Below are 22,339 nucleotides of genomic sequence, written 5' to 3' on the forward strand. Positions count from 1 at the left end.
CGTGAGGTCGGTGAACACGCGCCGGTCTTCCGGCACGAAGCCCAGTCTGTCCTCTTGCGGTGGCTTCTGAATCCATCGTGCGTCTTCGATCAATGAATGCGAATACCGTTTTTCAGGAAGAACGCTTATGAGCCGCTCTTGACGAAGTGGGAAGTCCCTGTAGAAATGTTAGGACAGCGGCGCGCAATCACTGCAACGGCTCCGCTAGGCTAGGGAAATTTTGCGATACGAACGAAACCACGAACTCGTTCGGGCATGCCGAATTTCCTAGCTGCTTCTCATGCTCCAAGTACCCCTCCCAGAAAATCCGAATCTTTTCGGAAACCGTCGGCATAAAGTCCATTTGTTCTTCCACGATCTGCCGCCACGTGCCATTCGAATTAAAGGTCTTTTGGAGTTTGGCCTCCACATTCTTCAGTATGTCTTGTTGTTCGATATCCAACTGAGAAATAGCGTCAAGCACATAGCAGTCCAATAGACGAAGAAATGGCCGACCCGCGTATCGTTCGGGACTGATGGGACCGTGGAAATCCAAAGTCATCACTTCCGCTTCCTAACTTTGATGTATCACGATCGTTAAGAATTTCCGCCTAACATTTGAGCATGCGCCCCTATCGCACGGCAACCGCTTCCGAACGCGATGCACGCGCGGAACAACGCCAGCGCCGCGGATCCGCTGCGCCCACCGACCGACGGCGACGACCGGCGCCAACCGTTCGACTGGACTTTTTCCTGCGGCGGCGTCTCCTGGTCATTGCATTTCGAGCCCAACCCCAGGGACGTTCGCCAAGAGGCGGGTATTCCGCGATGGCGCGCCGTGGATGTGCGCGGGGCTGGAGCGCGTGTGGCGCGCCATGCAGAAGGAAATGCGCCCCGCGCTCGGACGGCGGCACTGGCGTTGACGGCGCGCCGGCCGAACGCGGCCCGCCCCCCGTGCCCCACCCCACCAACGCGCACAATGCGCCGATGCTCTCCCCCGAATCCCTGCAGTTGGCCCAGACCCTGGTGCAGCTCGACACCCGCAGCCATGTCAGCAACCTGCCACTGATCCACTTCGTGCGCGACCACCTGGCCGCGCAGGGCATCGCGAGCCGGCTGACCTACAACGCCGACAGGACCAAGGCCAACCTGTTCGCCACGCTGGGCGAACACCGGCCGGCCGGCGTGATCCTCTCGGGCCACACCGACACCGTGCCCTGGGACGGGCAGGACTGGACCGTCGATCCGCTCTCGGCCACCGTGCAGGACGGTCGCCTCTACGGCCGCGGCAGCGCCGACATGAAGGGTTTCATCGCCGTGGCGTTGGCCAACGCGCGCCGGCTGGCCGAAGGCAGCGCGCCGTTCGCCGTGCACCTGGCGCTGTCCTACGACGAGGAGGTCGGCTGCTTCGGCGTGCGCGAGCTCATCGCCGACCTGCGCGAAGCCGGCATCCGGCCCCTGGCCTGCATCGTGGGCGAACCCACCAGCATGGTGCCGGCCATCGCCCACAAGGGCGTGTACCGCTACAAGTGCTGCGTGCGCGGCAAGGAGGCGCATTCCTCGCTCACGCCGCTGTCGGTCAATGCGATCGAGATGGCGGCGCGGCTGGTCGGCAAGGTCCGTGACATGGCCGAAGGCTTCGAGCGCGAGGAGCCGCGCTACGAAGGCTTCGACGTGCCCTTCTCCACCGCCAGCGTGGGCCAGTTCCACGGCGGCATCGCCGACAACGTGGTCCCGCGCGATGCCGAGTTCCGCTACGAGTTCCGCGACCTGCCCACGGCCGATGCCGCCGCCATGCAGGCCCAGGTGCTGGCCCACGCGCGCGCGCTGGAGCCGGCCATGCAGAAGGTGGCGCCCGAGGCGGGCTTTCGCTTCGAGACCATCTGCGAGATCCCCAGCTTCCTGGGCTCGGCCGACGACGCCGTCACGCGGCTGGCGCTGCAGCTGGCCGGCGAGCGCCAGACCACGCTCGTGGCATTCGGCACCGAGGCCGGCCTGTTCAAGAACGCCGGCATCCCCACCGTGGTCTGCGGCCCCGGCAGCATCACGCAGGCCCACCAGCCCGACGAATACGTGAGCCTGGAGCAGTTGGCGCGCGCCGAGTCTTTCGTGCGCGGCCTGGCCAGCACACCAACACTCGCCTGAACAAGAACGACGGAGCCCCACCGATGTCCCTCGCCCTCGATCTCCCCCGCAACGGCCAGGTGCGCGGCGCGTGCCCGCACGACTGCCCCGACACCTGCGCCCTCGTCACCACCGTGGCCGATGGCGTGGCCACGCGCGTGCAGGGCAATGCCGACCATGCCCACACGGGCGGCGTGCTGTGCACCAAGGTCTCGCGCTATGTGGAGCGCAGCTACCACGCCGAGCGGCTGCTGCAGCCGCTCAGGCGCGTCGGGCCCAAGGGATCGGGCCGCTTCGAACCCGTGGGCTGGGACGAGGCGCTGGACGACATCGCCGCGCGCCTCTCGGCCATCGCGGCGCGTGCGCCCGAGGCCGTCGTGCCCTACAGCTACGCCGGCACCATGGGCCTCGTGCAGGGCGAGAGCATCGCGGCGCGCTTCTTCCACACGCTGGGCGCCTCGCTGCTGGACCGCACGATCTGCGCCTCGGCCGGCGCCGAGGGCCTCACGCAGACCCTGGGCGGCAAGGTCGGCATGAAGGTGGAGTTCTTCGCCGAGGCCAAGCTGATCCTGGTCTGGGGCGGCAACGCGATCGCCAGCAGCCTGCACTTCTGGCGCTACGCGCAGGAGGCCAAGCGCCGCGGCGCAAGGCTGGTGTGCATCGACCCGCGGCGCACCGAGACCGCCGACAAGTGCCATGAGCACATCGCGCTGCGGCCCGGCACCGATGCCGCGCTGGCGCTGGCGCTCATGCATGAACTCATCGTGCACGACTGGCTGGACCACGACTACCTGCGCGACCACACCCTGGGCTGGGAGCAACTGCGCGCACGCGCGCTGCAGTGGCCGCCCGCGCGCGCCGCAGAGGTCTGCGGCATCCCCCAGGAGCAGATCGAACGCCTGGCGCGCGACTACGGCGCCTGCCGCGGCGAAGGGGGCCCCGCCGCCATCCGCCTGAACTACGGCATGCAGCGCGCCCGCGGCGGCGGCAACGCCGTGCGCGCCGTGGCCAGCCTGCCCGCGCTGATCGGCGCCTGGCGCCACCGGGCCGGCGGCATGCTGCTGAGCAGCTCGGGCCAGTTCCCGGTGCAACGCGCGGCGCTGCAGCGCCCCGATCTGCTGGCCGGCCGCCGGCCGCGCACCATCAACATGAGCACCATCGGCGACGCGCTGTTGCACCCGGGCGACGCCGCCTTCGGCCCGCGCATCGAGGCCGTGGTGGTCTACAACAGCAACCCCGTGGCCGTGGCGCCCGAATCGGCCAAGGTGGTGCGCGGCTTCGCGCGCGAGGACCTGTTCACCGTGGTGCTGGAGCAGTTCCAGACCGACACGGCCGACCATGCCGACTACGTGCTGCCGGCCACCACGCAGCTGGAGCACTGGGACATCCACGCGGCCTACGGCCACACCGACGTGCTGCTGAACCGCCCGGCCATCGCACCGCTTGGAGAGGCCCGGCCCAACACCGCCATCTTCCGCGCGCTGGCCGCGCGCATGGGCCTCACCGATCCCTGTCTGCAGGACGACGACGAGACGCTCAGCCGCCAGGCCTTCGGCGATGCGGTGGACTTCGATGCGCTGCTGCGCGACGGCTTCGCCACGCTGGCCCTGCCCGATGCGCCGTTCGCGCAGGGCAACTTCCCTTCGCCCTCGGGCCGCTGCGAGTTCTTCAGCAGCCGGCTCGTGGCCCAGGGCCTGGACGGCCTGCCCGACCACCTGCCCAACCATGAGGCCATCGGCAGCTCGGCCGACTACCCGCTGGCCATGATCTCGCCGCCGGCGCGCAACTTCCTCAATTCCAGCTTCGTCAACGTCACCAGCCTGCGCGCCATCGAGGGCGAGCAGCTGCTGGAGATCCACCCCGTCGACGCGGCCGCGCGCGGCATCGAAGACGGCAGCACGGTGCGCGTGTTCAACGGCCGCGGCAGCTACCGCTGCCGGGCCGCCGTCAGCACGCGGGCGCGCGAGGGCGTGGTCAACGGCCTGGGGATCTGGTGGCGCAAGCTGGGCCTGGACGGGCGCAACGTCAACGAGCTGACCAGCCAGCGCCTGACCGACCTGGGCCGCGCGCCGACCTTCTACGACTGCCTGGTCGAGGTGGCGGCCGACAGCCGCGCCGCCGCGAAGTAGTCCGGCAAGGCGGCCGCCGGCAGCGGCTGGCTGAACAGGTAGCCCTGGTAGTCGCGGCAGCCCTCGCGCAGCAGGAAGTCGCGCTGCGCCGCGGTTTCCACGCCTTCGGCCATGACCTGCAGACCCAGGCTGCGCGCCAGGCCGATGATGGTGCGCACGATGGCGTCGTTGTGGGCGTCGCCGCCCAGCGCGGACACGAAGGACTGGTCGATCTTGATCTGGTCCAGCGGCAGCCTGCGCAGGTAGGCCAGCGACGAGTAGCCAGTGCCGAAGTCGTCCAGCGCGAAGCCCACGCCGTGGGCCTTGAGCGCTGCCATCTTGGCCGCCGTGCCCTCCATGTCCTCGACCAGCAGGCCCTCGGTCAGCTCGAACTTGAGCCGGCGCCCATCGGCCCGCGTGCGCGCCAGCACGCTCGCGCACTGCGCGACGAAGTCCGGATGGCGGAACTGGCGCGGGCTCACGTTCACCGCCATGTCCAGCCCCGCGGTGGCGGGGTGCTGCGCCCAGCGCGCCAGCTGGAAGCAGGCCTGGCGCAGCACCCAGCGGCCCAGCTGCATGATCAGGCCCGTGTCCTCGGCCAGCGGGATGAACTCGGCCGGCGCGATGGCGCCGCGCTCGGCATGCTGCCAGCGCACCAGGGCCTCCACGCCGGTCACATCGCCGTCGGCATCCACCTGGGGCTGGTAGTGCAGCGTCAGCGCGTTCTGCGCCAGGGCCACGCGCAGGTCGGCCTCCAGCGCCGCACGCGACGACACGGCGGCCTGCAGCCAGGGGTCGAAGAAGCGCAGCGTGTTGCGGCCCGCGCCCTTGGCCTGGTACATGGCGATGTCGGCCTGCTTGAGCAGCTCCAGCACGCCGCCGCTGTGGCCGTGGAACGGCGCAATGCCGATGCTGCAGGTCGACAGGTGCTCGTTGCCGGCCAGCGCGAACGGCGTGTTCAGCGCGGCCAGGATCTTCTCGCCGATCTGGCGCGCGTGCTGGGCCACGGCCTGGTCGTCGTGGCCCAGGTCTTCCAGCATCACGACGAACTCGTCGCCGCCCAGGCGCGCCACGGTGTCGCTCTCGCGCACGCTGTCCCGCAGCCGGCTGGCCACCTGCTGCAGCAGGAGGTCGCCCATGCCGTGGCCCAGCGTGTCGTTCAGGGTCTTGAAGTTGTCCAGGTCGATGAACATCAGCGCGCCGCCGCGGCCGCTGCGGTGCTCGGTGGCCAGCGCGTGCTGCAGCCGGTCCATCAGCAGCAGGCGGTTGGGCAGCTGCGTGAGGGGGTCGTAGAAGGCCAGCTGCTGGATCTCGCGCTCGGCCGCCTTGCGCGCCGTGATGTCGGTGTGGATGGCCAGCACCGACTCGGGCGCGCCCTCTTCGTCGCGCACCAGGGTCCAGCGCGCGCCCACGGTCACGGTGCTGCCGTCGCGCCGCGTCTGCACCAGTTCGCCGGCCCACTCGCCGCGCGCGTGCACGTCGCGCAGCGCCTGCTCGAAGGCGCCGCTGTCGTGCTGCAGCTGCGTCACGCGGAAGTCGGTGCCAACCTCGCTGCCGCGCCAGCCGTACAGGCGCTCGGCACCCTGGCTCCAGAACAGCACCTGGTGCTCCATGCCGTAGACCACGATGGCGTCCTGCGCCAGGTCCAGCAGCGAGGCCTGGCGGCGCAGCCGGCGGTCCTGCTCCTGGCGTTCGAGCTCGGCGCCCACGCGCGCCGCGAAGATCTGCATGGTGGACAGCACCAGTTCCACATCCGGCGGGCGCGCATCGAACAGCGTCACCAGCATGCCCAGCAGGCCGCCGGCCGAGTCCTCCAGCCGCACGCCGGCATAGGCCGCGGGGCGCCAGCTGCCCAGCGCCCGCGCCATGGCCGGCGAGGGCTGCGGCAGCGTCTCGGTGTAGCAACTGGGCTGGTGCAGCAGCGGCTCGGCGGGTGTGCCGACCAGCGCGAACTCGGCGTTCTCGCGGAACGCGCCATCGACCACGGCCGCGATGCTGCGCACCGTCTGGCGTTCGGGCTGGTGCAGGCGGCCGATGAAGGCCGCCCGCGCGGCGACGGCCTGTGCCATGTGCTGGGCCATGGTGCGGAAGAAGGCATCGCCCGTGGAGGTCGACACCGCCGCCGCCACCTGCAGCACGGCGGCATGCTGCCGGCGCTGGCGCTGCTCGGTCTGCAGGTTGCGGATGCCGAAGGCCAGGTTGTTGGCCAGCTCCTGCAGCAGCGCGATCTCGTCGCGGCCGATCTGCACCACGTCGGGCGCATAGAGGTAGAAGAGGCCGAAGCTGCGCTGCCGGTCGCGCAGCGGCAGGCAGGCCACGCCGCGAAAGCCGCTGGCCAGCGCTTCGGCCAGCCAGGGCGCGAAGCTCGGGTCCTCGGCGATGTCCTCCACGATCACCACCTCGCCGCTGCGCACGGCGCGCGCGGCCGGGCCGTGGCCGTTGGGCCCGTCCTCGGCCCAGGACATCGGGATGCCCTTCATGAAATCGGCGTCGTCGCCGGCATGGGCCATCACCTCGATGGTCTTGCCGGCATCGTCGTGCGCGTAACCGACCCAGGCCATGGCATAGCCGCCGATGTCCACCGAGATGCGGCACACGCCGCGCAACAGGCCGGGCTCGGACTCGGCACGGATCAGCGTCTCGTTGCAGGCGCTCAGCATGTGCTGGGCCCGGCTCAGCCGCGCCAGTTCGCGGTCGGCCTGCAGGCGCAGCGTCACGTCCGCCAGCCCGCCGACCACGCGGCGCACGCGCCCGGCGGCGTTGCGGACCAGGTAGGCGCGGCTGCTGATTGGCACCACCACGCCGTCGTCGCGCTGCAGGCGGAAGCTGTCGGTCCAGGTGTCCTCGGCCCCGGCCAGCGCGGCGTCCAGCGCCGCATGGATGCGCCCGGCGTCTTCCGGATGCAGGTCGGCCAGCCAGCTGCGGCCGGCCTCCGTCCAGCGGGCCGCCTGCGCTCCCATGAGGCGCTGCGCGCCCTCGCTCCACCAGACCGTGCTGGCCTGCAGGTCCCAATCCCAGACCGCATCGGCCATGGCGCGCAGCAGGTGGCGAAAGCGCTCCTCGCCCTCGCGCAGCACATCGGAGGCCTGCTTGCGCTTGGACACGTCGCGCAGCAGCACCTGCAGCCGGCCCTCGGACAGCGGCTGCGCCCGCACTTCGAGCCAACGGTTGAGGCTGGTCGAATACGACTCGAACTCCACCGCGCAGGACTCGCGCAGGGCCCAGGCACATTCGGCCGCGAAGGCCGCCTCGCCCGGCGCGTGGAACAAGGCCGCCAGGGTCTGGCCGCGCAAGGCCGCCAGCGAGCGCCGCAGCAGCCGCACCGCCTTGCCGTTCGCCTCGCGGACCGCACCGCCGGCATCGAGCACGATGCGCGCATCCGCAGGCACGACTCGGGGTGGGGCGGGGCTCATGGAAGCGGTGGTTCTCCAGCGGCGCCGCGGTCACGGCGGGGGGAACACAGTGTAGTTGTGCGACAGTCGCGCCGTGCACCCCTCCCCCGAGCCGTCCCCTGCCACGGACATCTCCGCCACGCTGTACCGCGCGGCCATCGGCCCGGACCGCGGCGACCACTACCTGCGGCGTTTCCAGGCCCGCGATGCCGGCGGTGCGTCCGCGCCGCGCCGGCTCCACTGGCATTGGGGCGGCTTCGTCTCGGCGCTGTGCTGGCTGGCCTGGCGCGGGCTGATCGGTGCGGCTGCGCTGTGGGCCGGCGCCGCGCTGCTGGGCAGCGTGCTGGCGCTGGGCCTGGCGCGCCTCGTGTTCGGGGCCGGTGCCGCGCAGCTGGCCTGGCTGCTGGCGGTGCTCACGCTGGCGGCCTCGCTGGCCTGGGGCCTGGGCGCCGAACGCCTGTACCACCGCCTGTGCAACCGGCGCATCCTGGCCGCGGTGGCGGCGCACGCCAGCATCGGCGCGGCCTGCGCCGCGCTGCAGCGCCAGCGGCCCGGCCGGGCGGCGCGCTGGGCCGCGCTGCTGGCCCTGCAGGGCACGGTGCTGCTGGCACTCGCGGGGCTGGTGCTGGCCATGCGGCCGCTGCAGCCACCACCGCCGTCGGAGCGGGTGGCACCGGGCCCGCAGGCCGCCCCTGCCGCCCCCGCGCCATGGCCAGCGCGCCGGCCGCGGCCCTGCTGCCGGTGCCAAGCCCCGGCGCCGAGGGCCAGGCCGCGCCCACCCCGGCACCGGCTGCCAGCCCGCCTGCACCGGCGGAACCGGCATCCGTGGCCGGCACCGCGGCGCCTGCGCCGCCCGCACCGGCGGCCAGCGCGGCTTCTTCCGCAGCCCGCTCCCGGCGCGCGGCGGCGCCATCCGCGCCAACCGCGCCGGCCGCCGTCGCCGGCCGCCATGCCGTGCAGATCGGTGTGTTCGCCGATCCCGCCAACGCCCAGGCCGCGCTGGACCGGCTGCGGGCGGCCGGCCTGCCGGCCCGCGGCGATGTGGTGGGGCCGCAGGGCCGGCAACGCGTGCGGTCCGGGCCCTTCGCCACGCGGGAGCAGGCCCAACGCGCGCGCGAGCGCATCCAGGCACTGGGGCTGCCCGCCGTGCTGGTGCAACTGCCGGCCGCAGCCGAGCCCTGACGCCAGCGCTTTTTCCTCCGTGTGGAGGACCGTGCGCGCGCCCGGCGCCGTCGCGCTCTGTATGCTGTCCGGCCGTCCACCCCTCCGGAGAACACATGAAAGCAAAGCAGGCGTTCGCCGCCATCGCCCTGGCCGGCGCATGCGCCACATCCCAGGCCTGGGCCGACATCGTCTGGAACTGGAGCTACAGCGGCACCGGCATCCAGGCCAGCGGCACGCTCACGACCGAGGACGCCGATGCCGACGGCTTCCACCTGATCACGGCCATCAGCGGCGCCCGCAACGGCGACCAGATCACCGGCCTGTACCCCACGGGTTCGGCCATCCCCGGCAACGAGCCCTTCGCACTCGACAACCTGATCCGCTTCGGGCCGCAGGGGCAGATCACGGTGCACGGCTTCGGCTTCACCACCGCTGCGGGCGGCTACGCCAATCCCTTCTATGCGGACTTCTTCAATCCCGCGATCTACATGGAGGTGTTCACCACCGCCGCGAGCTACGAAGAACTGCCCATCACGTTCACGGCCTCGGTGGTGCCCGAGCCGGCCAGCATCCTGCTGTTGCTGGCAGCGCTGGGCGCGGCCGGCTGGGCCGGTGCCGGCCGCCGCCGCGGCGAGCACACACCCGCCTGAGGCAGGCCGCGCGGCCGCCCCACGATGCGGCCGCGTCCGACGCCGCGTGGGCGCGGCCCTGCCTATGCTGCCGAACGATGCAACATCCCGCCCCCCTACCGGACCGCCCTGCAGCCCCCGCGGCCCGCGCCCCTGCGACGCTGCAACAACGGCTGCAGGCCTTCGACCGCCGGCTGCGCCGCGCCATCGCCGAACGGCCGGTGCTGGCCGCCACCCTGGCGGCGGCGGTGGCGGCCGTGCTGACACAGACAGGGGCCGTGGCGCTGCGGCGCCCCCTGGCTCCCAAGGCGCCACCGACCCGGCGGGCGCAGCGCGCGCCCTGGGCTGTGTTCGGCTGGCGTGCGGTCGCGGCGCTGCCTGACAGACGGCGCGCCGCCATTGCCGATGATGGTGCCAGGTCGTTCGCTTCCGGACGGCTGCTGGCGCGCCGCACCCTGCGGTCGCGGTGGCCCCACTTCAAAGGACAGAACATGCTGGAACAGGCACAAGGCACCGTCAACGAAATCGCAGGCAAGGTGCAAGGCGCATTCGGGCGCGCCACCGACGACACCGCCACCCACCTGGAAGGCCAGGCGCGCGAGACCCTGGGCAAGGCCCAGCAGGTGTACGGCGAGGCGCTCGACCATGTGCGCGAATCGGCCGTCAAGAATCCGCTGGGCACCATCGCGCTCGCCGCCGGCGTCGGCCTGGTGGTCGGCCTGCTCTGCAACCGGCGCTGAACGTCCGCGGGGCCCTGCGCCCCGCCCTCACGCGGCCAGGGTGCCGTCGCCAAGCTTCCACCTGACCTCTTCGCCCGGTGGAGCGAAGACGATGCGGCCGGTTGCGTGGCCGGTAGCGCCAGCGCGCGCTGCCCGGCGCAGGTTGCGGCGCGGTCGAGGTTGCGGCCGGGCGGCCCGCGCACTTCGCTACTTCTTCTTCCCTTGGTCGTAGTGCCACTTGATGGCGAAGAACATGCACGTGCCGAACACGAGAAGCTTGAACACGATGAAGACGATAGGAACCCAATCCATGATGCGGAGCACTTCCTGGCGGTTGTTGGAAACAGGTGAAAAGAGAGGGTGAGCGCGAACGGACTGCGCGCCTGCACCGGGGCGGCGACAGGCATCGGTTGTCCTGCCAGCCGCACTGCGCTATGGAGCCACCAGCACGCTGGGATGGGCTTCGCGCGCAACCGGGTTCGTCGCAACCGACAGCGACGCCCACATCCTGCGCAGGGCGGCCAGCGGAGCGGCAGCATCGCTTGCGTTCGTGACCGCCTGGACAGCGCTGGCCAGAAGGCCCTCGATGGCCGCCTGCGCGCCGACGCGGTCCGGGCGCCCCGCGACTGCCCGGTGGCACCGGCCCGCATAGACGGCCGCCTGCATGCTTCGAGCCAACGGCAGCAGCTCGGCCACGGCCGCCGGCCCCGTCCTCGGCGATGATTTCGTCTTCCCGCAGAAACACGTTGTTCAGCGCGAGCGCACTGCCGGCCTCGGCCGGGTGGTCTTCCACGGCCGCGTGGCGTTGGGCGATGCCGGTCTCCTCGGCCCGGAGCAGCACGAGGGAAAACTGCCGCGCCCCCTGGAACAGAACAGGAACGGACACCACGAACCAATCGTGTTGCAGATTGGGCAGGACCGGGAAGCCGCCTGACATCAGCCAGCCACGGCCTGTGTCGCGGGCCAGTGCGGGTGCCAGTTCGGCGCCCTGCGGCCAGGACGCGGCGCAATTGCCGCCGATGTCGCCGTCCAGCAGACGGGGCAGCTGGTACTCGGCGGCGCCGATGTTCTCGCTTCGCACGAGGGCCTGGACCAACAGGCGCTGCGACGCGAGCACCAGGGCCTGTGCGACGCAGCACCGCGCGGTCTCGGCGACCGCGTGAATGGCATCGCGAAGCTGCCCCCCACCCCCGCCCATGCGTGGGGGAACCCCGATCCCGAAGAGCCCGCGCGCCGCGAGTGCCTCGCGCATGCTGGCAAGCGACTGGGGTGCCGCCGTCGGGAGGTTCGAGGGGTGGAGGTGTTGGGCGTCGTGCATGGCTCTGAAGACAGGAGCGTTGAACTTTCAGCACGCCGTGCCCCCGGTTTCGGGGCGTCGGTCCACGCGAGATGCGGCGGTGGCGCGCTGTTTCTGTCTGGCGTGGACTTTGCCCGAACACCGGATGGGGTACCAGACGCAGTTCTACGGAAAAAAGACGGATCAGATGGACGTGCGGCCCGGCCCCTCAGTGCCACAGCGGTGGGGCGCCACCCGCCATGGCCGGCACCAGCACGTCGGGCGCGGCCAGCCGCAGCATGCGTGCGCAGTTGTCGCACTGGCCGCAGCCCTCGGGCCGGCGCTCGCCTTCCAGCGCGTCCTGCAGCACCTGCCAGCGGCAGGCGCCGCTTTCGGCGTAGTCCACCATGGCCTGCAGCTTGCGCTGCTTCTCCTGGCGGCGCGCCTGCTCTGCCTGCACCAGCGCATCGAGCGCGGGCGCGCCGCGCGGTGCCTTCGCTGCCAGCCAGCCCGCATGGCCCTTAGTTGCATGCGCCTTGCGGCAATGGCCGGCCTGCAGCAGCAGCGCCAGCAGGGCCGCGGTGCGGGCGCGCGGCAGGCCGGTGCCCTGCGCCAGCTGCGCGAGCTCGGCCGGCGCGTCGGGCGACAGCGCGGCCAGCACGCGCGCCAGCTCGGCCTGCGTGATCGCCCGGCCGCCCAGGAAGAAGTGCTGGACCGAGCGGTCGCGCCGCTGGTACAGCAGCACGCAGCGCGCGGGCAGGCCATCGCGGCCCGCGCGGCCCGATTCCTGGTAGTAGGCGTCCAGGCTGGCCGGCATCTGGTAGTGCACGACGCAGCGCAGGTCGGCCTTGTCGATGCCCATGCCGAAGGCGTTGGTGGCCACCATCACGCGCGTGCGGCCTTGCATGAACGCCTCCTGCGCAGCATGGCGCTCGGCCGCGCGCAGCTTGCCGTGGTACAGGCCCACGGACAGGCCCCGGGCGGCGAGCGCGGCATGCACCTCCTCGGCCGCACGCACGGTGGCGGTGTAGACGATGCCGGGTTCCTCGCAGCCCTGCAGGGTGTCCTGCAGAACCTGCAACTTGTCGTCGGCCTCCGTCAGCGGCACCACGGCGTAGTGCAGGTTGCCGCGCCAGATGCCGGCATCGACGGTGCCGCCGCGCCCGATGCCCAGCAGCCGGGCGATCTCGGCCGCCGTGTCGGGCGGCGCGGTCGCGGTCAGCGCCAGCAGGGGCGGCTGGCCGAGCGCGCGCAACGCCGGGCCGATCTCCAGGAACGCGGGCCGGAAGTCATGGCCCCATTCGACGATGCAATGGGCCTCGTCGACCACGACGAGCGCGATGCGGCATCGGCGCACCAGTGCAAGGAAAGCCGGCTCGGCCAGGCGCTCGGGCGTGACCAGCACGATGCGCGCGCTGCCTGCGGCCAGCGCGGCCTCGGCCGCGGCCAGGGCTTCGGCGTCCAGGCTGCTGTTGAACTCCACCGCAGCCAGGCCGTGCGCGCGCAGCTTTTCGCACTGGTCCTTCATCAACGCGATCAGCGGCGAGACCACCAGCGTGCAACCCGGGAGCATCAGCGCCGGCAGCTGGTAGCACAGCGACTTGCCAGCGCCCGTGGGCATGATGGCCAGCGTGGATTCGCCGGCCAGCACGCGTGCGATCACCTCCTGCTGTCCGGCACGCAAGGCCTGCAGGCCGAACACGCCGTGCAGCAGTTGCGCGAGCTGGCGGGCGCTGCGGGCGGGCAAGGTGGGCGCCTGCGCTGCCTTGGCGCGCTGCGTGCGCGGCCGGCGGCGGCGCGGCTCGGGGGTCGGCGCCAGCAACGCAGGCGGCACCAGCGCGGTGTCCGGAACGGAGGCGGTCTGCAGCATGCACATCCTTCAAAGATGACGGTGGTGCAGAGCTTGGCGTGGCCGGCGGCCTTGCCTCGTAGGAAGGTTGCCCGAGCTGTGGCCGGTCCAGGTGTTCAGATCCACGTCGCAGCGTTCGCCCACCGCATCGGCAGGCGGCGTGCCTTCACTTCGCGCTGGATCGCGCGGCGGCTTTGCCCGCGGGGCGGGCCGTGGAGACCGCCGAGCGGCGGCGCGTCGTTTCGGCGTCGAGGATCAGCCGGCCTTGCAGCCGCCCCTTCAGGCGCTTGACGCTGATGGACGCGTCTGCCATGTGCTCGACCATCAGCTGGCGCACGCGGTCGGCGTCCCGCGCACGCGCGGCTTTCAGGATGTCGCGGTGGAACTCGGTGTTGCGCTCGCCGAACTTTCGCGATTCCGCCTGGGGAGTGCGGTTGCCGAACACCGTCAACTCGCGCAGCATCTCGTTGATCAGTTCGCACGTGAAGCGCAGGAACGGATTGGGGTTGGCGGCGGCCAGCAGGTCGTGGAAGTTCATGTCGTCGCGCCGCTGGCTCAACTGGTCCGCGTGGCCATGGTTCGGGTCGCAGCACGCGATGCTGTGCTCGAGCGCGTCGAAGTCCGCCTCGGTCAGGTGCGGCACCGCGCCGGCGGCCAGGTCCGGCTCCAGACTCATGCGCACCTTGTAGATGTCGTCGATCGAGACCTCCTTGAAGAAGAGGTAGTTCTGCATGAACTGCAGCGTGCGGGTCAGCGGAACCTCCGCGATCGTGCCGCCGCCGGAAGGCCCAGTGGAGATGGTGATCAAGCCCTGCACCTCGAGCGACTTGAGGGCCTCCCGGATGGTCCCCTTGCTGACCTCGAACTGGACCTGCAGCTCGCTCTCGCGCGGGATGCGGTCCCCCGGCGCGAGGTTGCGGTCGGTGATCAGGCGCTTGATCTCTTCCGCGACCAGATCGGATCGCTTGAGCTGCTTGATCGCCTGGGTGGACGGTTGCCGTGATGCCATGGATGGATTGTCCGACATGTAAGAGGCCGCGGTGCCGGGCCTCGAAGGCGTTCAAGGTGGTGCGGGCGTGCACCGCAGTCGTGCGCACGCAGAGGGCCTAGGGTTTGCACGCATCATATTTGTTCTATTTATACCTATAAATAGGACTGTAGCGGTCCAAACCGCTGGCATGCCTCGTGCAAAAGAGTCGAGGTCCCTTGAGCCCCATGAATGGAACCCCCATGCAACGCCGACGTCTTCTTTCCCTTCCCGCCCTGGGCGCCGTTCCCGCGACCTTCGGCCTCTCGTCTGCCGCCTGGGCGCAGGCCAAGGACACGGTCCAGCTCGGTTGCCCGGTGCCGATGTCCGGCGCGTTCGCCGCCAACGGCAAGTTCGCCGACCTGGGCATGCGCCTGGCCGTGGAGCAGTACGGCAAGGTGCTCGGCCGGCCGCTCGGCTACACGGTGCTGGACACCGAAGGCAAGCCCGCCACGGCGGTGCGCAAGGTGCAGGAGTCGGCCCAGCAGCAGGGCATCCGCTTCTTCGCCGGCGGCATCCTGTCGTCCGAGACCCTGGCCATGGGCAAGGAGGCCGAGAAGGCTGGCGGCGTCCTGATCACGACGGCCGGTGCGGACGAGATCACCGGCAAGGACTGCAACAGCGCGACCTTCCGCTGGTCGGTGCCGACCTTCGGCGCCATCGGCCAGACCGTGCGCCCCCTGATCGACCTGCTGCCCAAGGCCAAGCGCTGGTACACGATCACGCCGCAGTACGTGTTCGGCGACGGTCTGCTGTCGGCGGCCAAGGACATCTTCAAGGAAAAGGGCGTCGAGCATGTCGGCAACAGCTACCACTCGCTGAACGAGAAGGAGTTCAGCGGCTACCTGACGAACGCCATCGCGGCCAAGCCCGACGTGCTGCTGCTGCTGAACTTCGGCGCCCAGTCGTCGGATGCGCTGCGCCAGGCCATCAGCTTCGGCATGAACAAGCGGATGGCGATCCTGGTGGCCTGGGCATCGGGCCTGGAGCAGTTCGAGGCGCTGGGCGCCGACACCTGTGACGGCATCTACTTCGGCGCCCAGTACTGGCACACGGTCGACTCCCCGCTCAACCGCGAACTGGTCAAGCGCACGGCCGACAAGTTCAAGTCCAGCCCGAACTACTCGCTGGCCGGCTCCTACATCTGCACCCGCCTGCTGATCGAGGCGATCAACAAGGCGGGCTCGGTGGAGCAGAAGGCGGTGATTGCCGCGCTCGAAGGCATGAAGTACCAGGGCCTGACCGGCGACGAGGAGGTCCGCAAGGGCGACCACCAGGTCATCAAGGACTACTACCTGCTCAAGGGCAAGGCCAAGGCCAAGATGGCCAACAAGGACGACTTCGCGGACGTCCTGAGTTCCGGCAAGTCCTTCCTGCCGGTGAACCAGACCGGCTGCACGCTGGGCTGACCGTCTCCCCTCCCGCCGCGCAGGCGGCTGCCGCCGCGCCGATCTGTCGGCGCGGCCTGGCGGCCTGCGCCCGTCGCCCACGCGCACCTTCGTGAACCCACCCGTATGAGCATCTATCTCCTGCAGACGATCAACGGAATCGGCATCGGCATGCTGTATTTCCTGCTGGCCGTCGGTCTGTCCATCGTCTTCGGCCTGCTGCGCTTCGTGAACTTCGCGCACGGTGCCTTCTACCTGCTGGGCGCCTACTTCTGCTTCCAGCTGACGCGCTGGGGCGTCAGCTTCTGGGCGTCCCTGGTCCTGGCTCCGCTGGCCGTGGGCGCCCTGGGCTGGTTCACCGAGAAGCTGGTGCTGCGCCACGTCTACGCCAAGGCCCACGAGTTCCACATCCTGGTCACGGTCGGCATCGCGCTGGCGGTGCAGGAGCTCGTGATCCTGCAGTGGGGGCCGCTGGGCGACAGCGTGGCCGTGCCCGAACTGCTCGACGGTGTGGTGATGTGGGGCAGCTTCATCTATCCCAAGTACCGCCTGTTCGTGATCGGCTTCACTGCCGCGCTGGCGGTGCTGCTGTGGTGGGTGCTGGAGGGCACGCGGCTGGGCAGCGCCGTGCGCGCGGGCAGCGAGTCCACGGAGATGGTGTCGCTGCTCGGCCTGAACGTCTACCGCATCTTCAGCCTGGTGTTCGCCCTGGGCGCCGCCACGGCGGCGCTGGCCGGCGTGCTGGCGGCGCCGATCCGCGGCGCCGAGCCGTTCATGGGCATCGAGGCGCTCGGCGTGGCCTTCGTCATCGTAGTGGTCGGCGGCATGGGCAGCTTCTCGGGTGCGCTGGTGGGCGGCCTGCTCATCGGGATCATCCAGAGCCTCATGAGCACGATCTGGCCCGAGGGCGCCCGGCTCATGATCTACGTGGCCATGGCCGCGGTTCTTCTGCTCCGTCCCCACGGCCTGCTGGGCCGTCCTGCCTGAACACCATGACCAAGCATTCCCACACCCTCCTGGCGCTGGCCATCGTGCTGGCCATGCCACTGACCATGCAGTCCGGCCTGCTGGCCAGCGAAGTGCTGATCTTCGCGCTGGCCGCCATGGGCTGCAATTTGCTGCTCGGCTACACCGGGCTGCTTTCCTTCGGCCAGGGCATCTTCTTCGGCCTGGGCAGCTACTGCATCGGCATCCTGCTGACGCGCTGGCAACTGCCCATGCCGCTGGCCCTGCTGGCCGCCGTCGCCATCGGCGCAGCCGGCGCGGCCCTCGTCGGTTGGGTCTCGATCCGCCAGCGCGGCACCTACTTCGTCATGCTGACGCTGGCGTTCTCGCAGATGTTCTATTTCGTCGCCTACTCGGCGACGGACCTGACCGGGGGCGACAACGGTCTGCTCGACATCCCGCGTCCGCCGCTGCGGGTGGGCGACACGGTGCTGTGGTCGCTGGCCACGCCCTGGCACTACTACGCCTTCGTCGCGGTGCTGTTCCTGCTGTCGTTCTGGCTGCTGCGCCGCATCTGCGACTCGGTGTTCGGCCGCACCCTGCTGGCCGTGCGCGACAACGAGGAGCGCGCCGGTGCGGTGGGCTACAACCTGCGCCTGCTCAAGCTGCAGGCCTTCGTGATCTCCGGTGCGGTCACCGGCCTGGCCGGCGCGCTGCAGGCCATGATGACCGGCATTGCGCCGCTGTCGAACGCGGAGTTCCACACCAGCGAGATGATCCTCGTCATGGCCGTCATCGGCGGCAAGGGCAACCTGCTGGCCTCGGTGCTCGGCGCGGCCTTCTACGTGCTGCTTGGCGACTGGCTGTCCACGCTGTGGCCGCGCTGGCTGCTGCTGCTGGGCATCGTGCTGATCGTCGTGAGCCTGGGCATGCAGCGTGGCCTGTGGGGCCTGCTGGAAGACGTCTGGGGGCTCGTTCGCCCGAAGAAGGCAGACGCGGCCACCAGTCCGGCGGCCGCACCGTCCGCACAGGAGGGCCGCGCATGACCGCCGCCGCAACAGCCGTCCTGCTGGAAGCCCGGGGCGTCCAGAAGCACTACGGCAAGTTCGTCGCCCTGGGCGGCGTGGACCTGAACATCCGCGCCAACACCGTGCATTCGGTGATCGGCCCGAACGGCGCGGGCAAGACCACGCTGTTCCACATGCTCACCGGCAACAAGACGGTGAGCGGCGGCAAGATCGTCTTCGACGGCCACGACGTGACCCACGAGCCGGACCACCGGCGCGTGCGGCGCGGCATGGCGCGCTCGTTCCAGGTCACCAGCCTGTTCCCCACGCTGACCGTGCGCGAGAACCTGCGCCTGGCCGCGCAGGGCGTCGCGCCCGCGGGCGCGCACAACCTGTGGCACCCGCCGTTCGGGCGCCGCGCCCGCGCCGATGTCGTGCAGGGTGTGCTGAAGCGGCTCGGCCTGGAGCGCCTGAGCGACACGCCATCCAGCAACCTGTCGCACGGCCAGCAGCGCCGCCTGGAAGTGGGCATGGCGCTGGCGGCCAGGCCCAAGGCGATCTTCCTGGACGAGCCGACCTCGGGCATGGGCATCGACGACCTGGACGAGATGAAGGACCTGATCCAGGGTCTCAAGGAGGAGCACACGGTGGTCCTGATCGAGCACAACATGAACATCGTCATGAACATCTCCGACACGATCACGGTCATGCAGCAAGGCCGCGTGATCGCCGAAGGCAAGCCGGACGAGATCCGCAGCAACGCGCTGGTGCGCACGGCCTACCTGGGCAACATGATCACCGGGGGCAAGGCATGAGCGCGCGCATCGGTTCGCAGCGCAACCTCAAGCCGCTGCTCGAAGTCGACAGCGTCCACGCCCACTACGGCAAGAGCCACGTGCTGCAGGGCGTGTCCCTGCAGGTGGCCGATGGCGAGCTGGTCACGCTGCTGGGCCGCAACGGCGCCGGCAAGACGACGACGCTCAAGACCATCGCGGGCGTGATGCCGCCCAGCCAGGGCACGGTGCGCTTCGGCGGCGAAGAGGTGAGCCGGCTGGCGACCCACCAGGTCGCCCAGCAGGGCATCTGCCTGGTGCCCGAGCACCGCGGGGTGTTCAAGCTGCTGACGGTGGAGGAGAACCTGCTGCTCGGCCAGCGCAAGAACTCCCCATGGCAGCTGGCCGACATCTACCGGATCTTTCCGCGGCTCAAGGAACGCCGCACCAACGGCGGGGGGCAGCTGTCCGGCGGCGAGCAGCAGATGCTGGCCATCGGCCGTGCGCTCATGAACGCACCGCGGTTGCTGATGCTGGACGAGCCCGTGGAGGGCCTGGCCCCGGTCATCGTGGAGGAGATCGTGGCGCAGCTGAAGGTCATCCGAACCGCCGGCGTGGCGATCCTGCTGGTCGAGCAGAACCTGGAGGTCTGCACGCAGCTGGCCGACCGCCACTACATCATCGAGCAGGGCGCGATCGTGCACGAAGCCACGAACGCCGCATTCCTCGCCGACGACGAGGTCAAGGACCGCTACCTCGGCGTGGGGATCCTCTGACCGTGCAACACGCAAGCAACCATGCCGCGGCCGGCCTGCACGAACGCAGTCCGGGCGAACAAGCGGCCCAAGGAGAGAAGACAGCCATGCAGGTGACAACCAGCGTCGAGGGCCGCGCCCTGGAGATGCGTGTGGACGGAGGGCGCCTGTGGGCGTCCCTGATGGACCTGGCCGCGATCGGCGCCACGGCCAAGGGTGGCGTCTGCCGCCTGGCGCTCACGGAGCTGGACCGCCAGGGGCGCGACCTGTTCGTGCGCTGGGCCGAGCAGGCGGGATGCACCGTGCGGGTCGACGGCATCGGCAACATCTTCGCGCGCCGTGCCGGGACCGACCCGGGCCGCCCGGCCGTGATGACGGGCAGCCACATCGACACGCAGCCGACCGGTGGCAAGTTCGACGGCAACTACGGCGTCCTGGCCGGCCTGGAGGTCATCCGCACGCTCGACGCCGCGGGCATCCAGACGCGCGCGCCGATCGAGGTGGTGGTCTGGACCAACGAGGAGGGCTCCCGGTTCACGCCCGTGATGATGGGGTCCGGCGTGCACGTGGGCGCGTTCACGCTGGCGCATGCACTGGCGCAGACCGATGCCGAGGGCGTGTCCGTCCAGCAGGCGCTGCAGGCCATCGGCTACGCCGGCCTGGCGCCCGCGGGACCGGCCAATGCGGCGGGGGCGTACTTCGAGGCGCACATCGAACAGGGACCGGTGCTGGAGAACCACGGCAAGGTCGTGGGCGTCGTGACCGCCGCCCTGGGCCAGCGCTGGTACAACGTCCGGCTGACCGGCATGGAGGCGCACGCGGGCCCCACGCCCATGGAGCTGCGCAAGGACGCCCTGCTGGTCGCCGGCCGGCTGATCGCCGAGGTGAACCGGATCGCCACCACGCGGGCGCCGCACGCCCGCGGCACGGTGGGCTCGCTGCAGGTGTTCCCGAACTCGCGCAACGTGATCCCGGGCCAGGTGACGATGAGCGTGGACCTGCGCGCGCCGGACGACGCGCAGCTGCTGGCGATGGACCAGGACCTGCGCGCGGCCTGCGAGCGCTTCGCGCACGAGGCCGGCATCGCCATCGCGGTCGAGCAGGTGGTCAGCTTCCCGCCGCAGCCCTTCGCACCACCCTTGGTGGAATCCATCCGCGCGCACGCGAACGACCTGGGCTACAGCGCCATGGACGTGGTCAGCGGCGCCGGCCACGACGCCGTGTACCTGGCGCGCGTGGCGCCCACGGCCATGATCTTCGTGCCCTGCGCCGACGGCATCAGCCACAACGAGATCGAGGCCGCCGAGCCCGAACACCTCGAGGCCGGCTGCAATGTGCTGCTGCGCGCCATGCTCGCGGCGGCGGAAGTCCAGGCATGAAGATCCTCATCGCGCGTTTCAACCACGAGACCAACACCTTCTCGCCGGTGCCGACGCCGCTGGCCGCGTTCGCGCCCACCTTCGGGCAGGACGCCTACACGGCCAACAAGGGCATGCGCACGGCCATGGCCGCCTTCATCGACGCGGTCGAGGCGATCGGCGCCACACCGGTCACGCCGGTCTCGGCCACGGCCAACCCCAGCGGGCCCGTGCACGCGGCCGCCTACGACGAGGTGACCCGGCGGATCCTGGACGCGGTGCCCGGTTGCGACGCCATCCTGCTGGACCTGCACGGAGCCATGGTGGCTGAGAACACGCCCGACGGCGAGGGCACGCTGCTGGAGCGCGTGCGCGCGGCCGCGCCCGGGGTTCCCATCGGGGTGGCGCTGGACCTGCATGGCAACCTCACCGCGCGCATGGTGCGCCATGCGGACGTGATGGTGGGCTTCAAGACCTATCCCCACATCGACATGTACGAGACGGGCGAGCACGCCGGCCGGCTGCTGCTGGAGATGCTGCAGGGCCAGGCGCGCTACGAAGTGGTGTGGAAGCTGCTGCCGCTGATGAGCCACACGCTGCGCAGCACCACGCTGGGCGGCGAGATGCAGCGCGCGGTGAACGCGGCCAGGGAGCTGGAGCGCGCCGGCATGCCGGCGGTGACGGTGTTCAGCGGTTTCGCGCTGGCCGACATCGCGGCCCCGTGCATGTCGGTGGTGGCCACCGTGCGCCAGGAAGACGCCGCCGCCGGCCAGACCGCCGTGGAGGCCCTGGCCGATGGCATCTGGCAGCGGCGCGAGGGCTACCGTTACGACAGCGAGCCGCTGACCGACTCGCTGGCGCGCGCCAAGGCCATGGCCGCAGGGCAGGACAAGCCCATCCTGCTGCTCGACCACGGCGACAACTGCATGTCCGGTGGCACCTGCGACACGATGGACGTGCTGCAGGAGGCGCTTGCCCAGGGCCTGACCGGCATCGCGGTCGGGCCGGTCTGCGACCCGCAGGCGGTGGCCGAACTGGTCGCCGCCGGTGTGGGCGCCGAGGTCGAGATCGCGTTGGGCAACAAGGTGCCGCTGGAGCACATCGACCGCCAGGCCCGGCCGCTGCAGCTGCGCGGCACCGTGCGCGCCGTGAGCGACGGCTGGTACACCGTGACCGGGCCGATCTACCGCGGCCAGCGCTTCCACATGGGCCGCACGGTGTGCCTGGACACCGGCGCGGCCCGGATCGTGGTGACCGAGCAGACGCAGGAACCGTGGGACCTGGCGGTGTTCACCTGCGTCGGCATCGATCCCACGCAGGCCACCTACGTGCTGCTCAAGTCCCGGATGTACTGCCGGCCGGTGTTCGTTCCGCTGTCCGGCGGACTGGTGGAGTGCGACAGCGCAGGCGTCACCACGGCGGACTTCGGGCGCTTTCCGTACGCCAACATCGAGCGGCCGGTCTTTCCGTTCGACCGGCTCTGAGCCGCCCGGGCCACGGCCCTGGACGGCGTACGGCCATCAACGCCCGGCGTTGCGCTTGCGGGTGGCCGCCGCCTTCCTGGCCGAGGCGGAGCGCTCCTCGGACGTGCGCGAAGCGGAGGCCTGCCCGCCCAGCTTGCCGCCCTTCTTGGAGGGCGACTTGTCCACCGCCTGGCCGCGCCCCGAGCCGCTCTTCTTGCCGCCGCCGTCCTCCTTGTTGACGGTGGCCCAGGCGCGCCGCTCGGCCTCGCCTTCGGCCACGCCACGCTGTTCGTAGCCCTTCTCGATGTGCGCGGCCAGCCGCTTCTGCTTGTCCGTGTAAGACGACTTGTCGCCTCTGGGCATGCTGCACTCCCCGGATGGAT

The 22,339-nt window shown here is 70.6% G+C and carries 20 protein-coding genes and 1 pseudogene; 13 read left to right on the top strand and 8 right to left on the bottom strand.

Translation table 11 applies throughout. The features are described 5' to 3' along the window. Positions 1-187 precede the first annotated feature (187 nt). Positions 188-541, bottom strand: coding sequence for a hypothetical protein (locus tag ASF45_RS07100; RefSeq protein WP_056659285.1), 354 nt, complete (start codon positions 539-541; stop codon positions 188-190). 425 nt (positions 542-966) lie between these two features. Between ASF45_RS07100 and argE the strand changes: the two genes are divergently transcribed. After that, positions 967-2,124, top strand: a complete 1,158-nt coding sequence (gene argE / locus ASF45_RS07105; RefSeq protein ID WP_056659288.1) for an acetylornithine deacetylase — start codon at positions 967-969, stop codon at positions 2,122-2,124. Between the two features lie 23 nt (positions 2,125-2,147). Continuing rightward, positions 2,148-4,232, top strand: coding sequence for a molybdopterin-dependent oxidoreductase (locus ASF45_RS07110; RefSeq protein ID WP_056659291.1), 2,085 nt, complete (start codon positions 2,148-2,150; stop codon positions 4,230-4,232). Here the strand turns inward: ASF45_RS07110 and ASF45_RS07115 are convergent. Then, on the bottom strand, positions 4,181-7,624 hold the full coding sequence (locus tag ASF45_RS07115) for an EAL domain-containing protein (RefSeq protein ID WP_156472882.1): 3,444 nt from the start codon (positions 7,622-7,624) through the stop codon (positions 4,181-4,183). The two genes, ASF45_RS07110 and ASF45_RS07115, sit on opposite strands and share 52 nt — an antisense overlap. Positions 7,625-7,783: 159 nt before the next feature. After that, complete coding sequence (locus ASF45_RS07120; RefSeq protein WP_056659297.1) at positions 7,784-8,236, bottom strand: hypothetical protein; 453 nt, start codon at positions 8,234-8,236, stop codon at positions 7,784-7,786. Between the two features lie 75 nt (positions 8,237-8,311). Here ASF45_RS07120 and ASF45_RS07125 point away from each other — a divergent pair, with 75 nt between their 5' ends. From ASF45_RS07125 to ASF45_RS35985, 3 genes are all read left to right on the top strand, one after another. Then, complete coding sequence (locus tag ASF45_RS07125; RefSeq protein WP_056659301.1) at positions 8,312-8,785, top strand: SPOR domain-containing protein; 474 nt, start codon at positions 8,312-8,314, stop codon at positions 8,783-8,785. A 95-nt stretch (positions 8,786-8,880) separates the two neighbouring features. Then, positions 8,881-9,417 (top strand): PEP-CTERM sorting domain-containing protein, encoded by a 537-nt coding sequence (locus ASF45_RS07130; RefSeq protein WP_056659304.1) that lies wholly within the window; start codon positions 8,881-8,883, stop codon positions 9,415-9,417. Between the two features lie 200 nt (positions 9,418-9,617). Further along, the gene (locus tag ASF45_RS35985) at positions 9,618-10,136 is read left to right on the top strand and encodes a CsbD family protein (RefSeq protein WP_235580844.1); all 519 of its coding nucleotides are present in this window, start codon (positions 9,618-9,620) and stop codon (positions 10,134-10,136) included. Between the two features lie 411 nt (positions 10,137-10,547). Here the strand turns inward: ASF45_RS35985 and ASF45_RS07140 are convergent, their stop codons facing one another. Next, entirely contained in the window at positions 10,548-10,781 is a 234-nt protein-coding gene (locus ASF45_RS07140) for a hypothetical protein (protein WP_056659307.1), read from the bottom strand. Between ASF45_RS07140 and ASF45_RS07145 the strand changes: the two genes are divergently transcribed. Next, positions 10,780-11,049, top strand: a complete 270-nt coding sequence (locus tag ASF45_RS07145; protein WP_056659310.1) for a hypothetical protein — start codon at positions 10,780-10,782, stop codon at positions 11,047-11,049. The genes ASF45_RS07140 and ASF45_RS07145 overlap by 2 nt on opposite strands. Positions 11,050-11,151: 102 nt before the next feature. On the opposite strand, the pseudogene ASF45_RS37060 reads toward ASF45_RS07145, so the two are convergent. The 3 genes and pseudogenes from ASF45_RS37060 to ASF45_RS07155 all read right to left on the bottom strand — a co-directional run. Continuing rightward, positions 11,152-11,433, bottom strand: a pseudogene (locus tag ASF45_RS37060) (acyl-CoA dehydrogenase family protein); the annotation flags it as partial. A gap of 187 nt (positions 11,434-11,620) precedes the next feature. Beyond that, complete coding sequence (locus ASF45_RS07150) at positions 11,621-13,261, bottom strand: ATP-dependent DNA helicase RecQ (protein ID WP_056659313.1); 1,641 nt, start codon at positions 13,259-13,261, stop codon at positions 11,621-11,623. Positions 13,262-13,406: 145 nt separating this feature from the next. Beyond that, the gene (locus ASF45_RS07155; protein WP_056659605.1) at positions 13,407-14,249 is read right to left on the bottom strand and encodes a FadR/GntR family transcriptional regulator; all 843 of its coding nucleotides are present in this window, start codon (positions 14,247-14,249) and stop codon (positions 13,407-13,409) included. Positions 14,250-14,470: 221 nt separating this feature from the next. On the opposite strand from ASF45_RS07155, the gene ASF45_RS07160 reads away from it, so the two are divergent. From ASF45_RS07160 to ASF45_RS07190, 7 genes are all read left to right on the top strand, one after another. Next, on the top strand, positions 14,471-15,676 hold the full coding sequence (locus tag ASF45_RS07160) for an ABC transporter substrate-binding protein (RefSeq protein WP_056659316.1): 1,206 nt from the start codon (positions 14,471-14,473) through the stop codon (positions 15,674-15,676). Between the two features lie 105 nt (positions 15,677-15,781). After that, complete coding sequence (locus ASF45_RS07165) at positions 15,782-16,642, top strand: branched-chain amino acid ABC transporter permease (RefSeq protein WP_056659319.1); 861 nt, start codon at positions 15,782-15,784, stop codon at positions 16,640-16,642. Positions 16,643-16,647: 5 nt separating this feature from the next. Further along, positions 16,648-17,646: a branched-chain amino acid ABC transporter permease gene (locus ASF45_RS07170; RefSeq protein ID WP_056659322.1), complete on the top strand. Its 999-nt coding sequence runs from the start codon at positions 16,648-16,650 to the stop codon at positions 17,644-17,646. Then, positions 17,643-18,422, top strand: a complete 780-nt coding sequence (locus tag ASF45_RS07175; protein ID WP_056659325.1) for an ABC transporter ATP-binding protein — start codon at positions 17,643-17,645, stop codon at positions 18,420-18,422. The genes ASF45_RS07170 and ASF45_RS07175 overlap by 4 nt, the downstream gene beginning before the upstream one ends. Next, positions 18,419-19,156, top strand: a complete 738-nt coding sequence (locus tag ASF45_RS07180) for an ABC transporter ATP-binding protein (RefSeq protein WP_056659328.1) — start codon at positions 18,419-18,421, stop codon at positions 19,154-19,156. The genes ASF45_RS07175 and ASF45_RS07180 overlap by 4 nt, the downstream gene beginning before the upstream one ends. Before the next feature lie 86 nt (positions 19,157-19,242). Then, positions 19,243-20,514, top strand: a complete 1,272-nt coding sequence (locus ASF45_RS07185; protein WP_056659331.1) for a Zn-dependent hydrolase — start codon at positions 19,243-19,245, stop codon at positions 20,512-20,514. After that, complete coding sequence (locus tag ASF45_RS07190) at positions 20,511-21,977, top strand: M81 family metallopeptidase (RefSeq protein ID WP_056659334.1); 1,467 nt, start codon at positions 20,511-20,513, stop codon at positions 21,975-21,977. Before ASF45_RS07185 ends, ASF45_RS07190 begins: the two co-directional genes overlap by 4 nt. Before the next feature lie 36 nt (positions 21,978-22,013). Here the strand turns inward: ASF45_RS07190 and ASF45_RS07195 are convergent, their stop codons facing one another. Continuing rightward, positions 22,014-22,319, bottom strand: a complete 306-nt coding sequence (locus ASF45_RS07195) for a hypothetical protein (protein WP_056659337.1) — start codon at positions 22,317-22,319, stop codon at positions 22,014-22,016. Positions 22,320-22,339 lie beyond the last annotated feature (20 nt).

The organism is Pseudorhodoferax sp. Leaf265 (assembly GCF_001422365.1).
Taxonomy (GTDB): Bacteria; Pseudomonadota; Gammaproteobacteria; order Burkholderiales; family Burkholderiaceae_C; genus Pseudorhodoferax.

Coding starts and splice junctions, on each gene's coding strand:
- ASF45_RS07100 (WP_056659285.1), bottom strand. CDS start 541: ATGACTTTGGATTTCCACGGTCCCATCAGTCCCGAACGATACGCGGGT.
- argE (WP_056659288.1), top strand. CDS start 967: ATGCTCTCCCCCGAATCCCTGCAGTTGGCCCAGACCCTGGTGCAGCTC.
- ASF45_RS07110 (WP_056659291.1), top strand. CDS start 2,148: ATGTCCCTCGCCCTCGATCTCCCCCGCAACGGCCAGGTGCGCGGCGCG.
- ASF45_RS07115 (WP_156472882.1), bottom strand. CDS start 7,624: ATGAGCCCCGCCCCACCCCGAGTCGTGCCTGCGGATGCGCGCATCGTG.
- ASF45_RS07120 (WP_056659297.1), bottom strand. CDS start 8,236: ATGGCCAGCACCAGCCCCGCGAGTGCCAGCAGCACCGTGCCCTGCAGG.
- ASF45_RS07125 (WP_056659301.1), top strand. CDS start 8,312: ATGGCCAGCGCGCCGGCCGCGGCCCTGCTGCCGGTGCCAAGCCCCGGC.
- ASF45_RS07130 (WP_056659304.1), top strand. CDS start 8,881: ATGAAAGCAAAGCAGGCGTTCGCCGCCATCGCCCTGGCCGGCGCATGC.
- ASF45_RS07145 (WP_056659310.1), top strand. CDS start 10,780: ATGCTTCGAGCCAACGGCAGCAGCTCGGCCACGGCCGCCGGCCCCGTC.
- ASF45_RS07140 (WP_056659307.1), bottom strand. CDS start 10,781: ATGCAGGCGGCCGTCTATGCGGGCCGGTGCCACCGGGCAGTCGCGGGG.
- ASF45_RS07150 (WP_056659313.1), bottom strand. CDS start 13,261: ATGCTGCAGACCGCCTCCGTTCCGGACACCGCGCTGGTGCCGCCTGCG.
- ASF45_RS07155 (WP_056659605.1), bottom strand. CDS start 14,249: ATGGCATCACGGCAACCGTCCACCCAGGCGATCAAGCAGCTCAAGCGA.
- ASF45_RS07160 (WP_056659316.1), top strand. CDS start 14,471: ATGCAACGCCGACGTCTTCTTTCCCTTCCCGCCCTGGGCGCCGTTCCC.
- ASF45_RS07165 (WP_056659319.1), top strand. CDS start 15,782: ATGAGCATCTATCTCCTGCAGACGATCAACGGAATCGGCATCGGCATG.
- ASF45_RS07170 (WP_056659322.1), top strand. CDS start 16,648: ATGACCAAGCATTCCCACACCCTCCTGGCGCTGGCCATCGTGCTGGCC.
- ASF45_RS07175 (WP_056659325.1), top strand. CDS start 17,643: ATGACCGCCGCCGCAACAGCCGTCCTGCTGGAAGCCCGGGGCGTCCAG.
- ASF45_RS07180 (WP_056659328.1), top strand. CDS start 18,419: ATGAGCGCGCGCATCGGTTCGCAGCGCAACCTCAAGCCGCTGCTCGAA.
- ASF45_RS07185 (WP_056659331.1), top strand. CDS start 19,243: ATGCAGGTGACAACCAGCGTCGAGGGCCGCGCCCTGGAGATGCGTGTG.
- ASF45_RS07190 (WP_056659334.1), top strand. CDS start 20,511: ATGAAGATCCTCATCGCGCGTTTCAACCACGAGACCAACACCTTCTCG.
- ASF45_RS07195 (WP_056659337.1), bottom strand. CDS start 22,319: ATGCCCAGAGGCGACAAGTCGTCTTACACGGACAAGCAGAAGCGGCTG.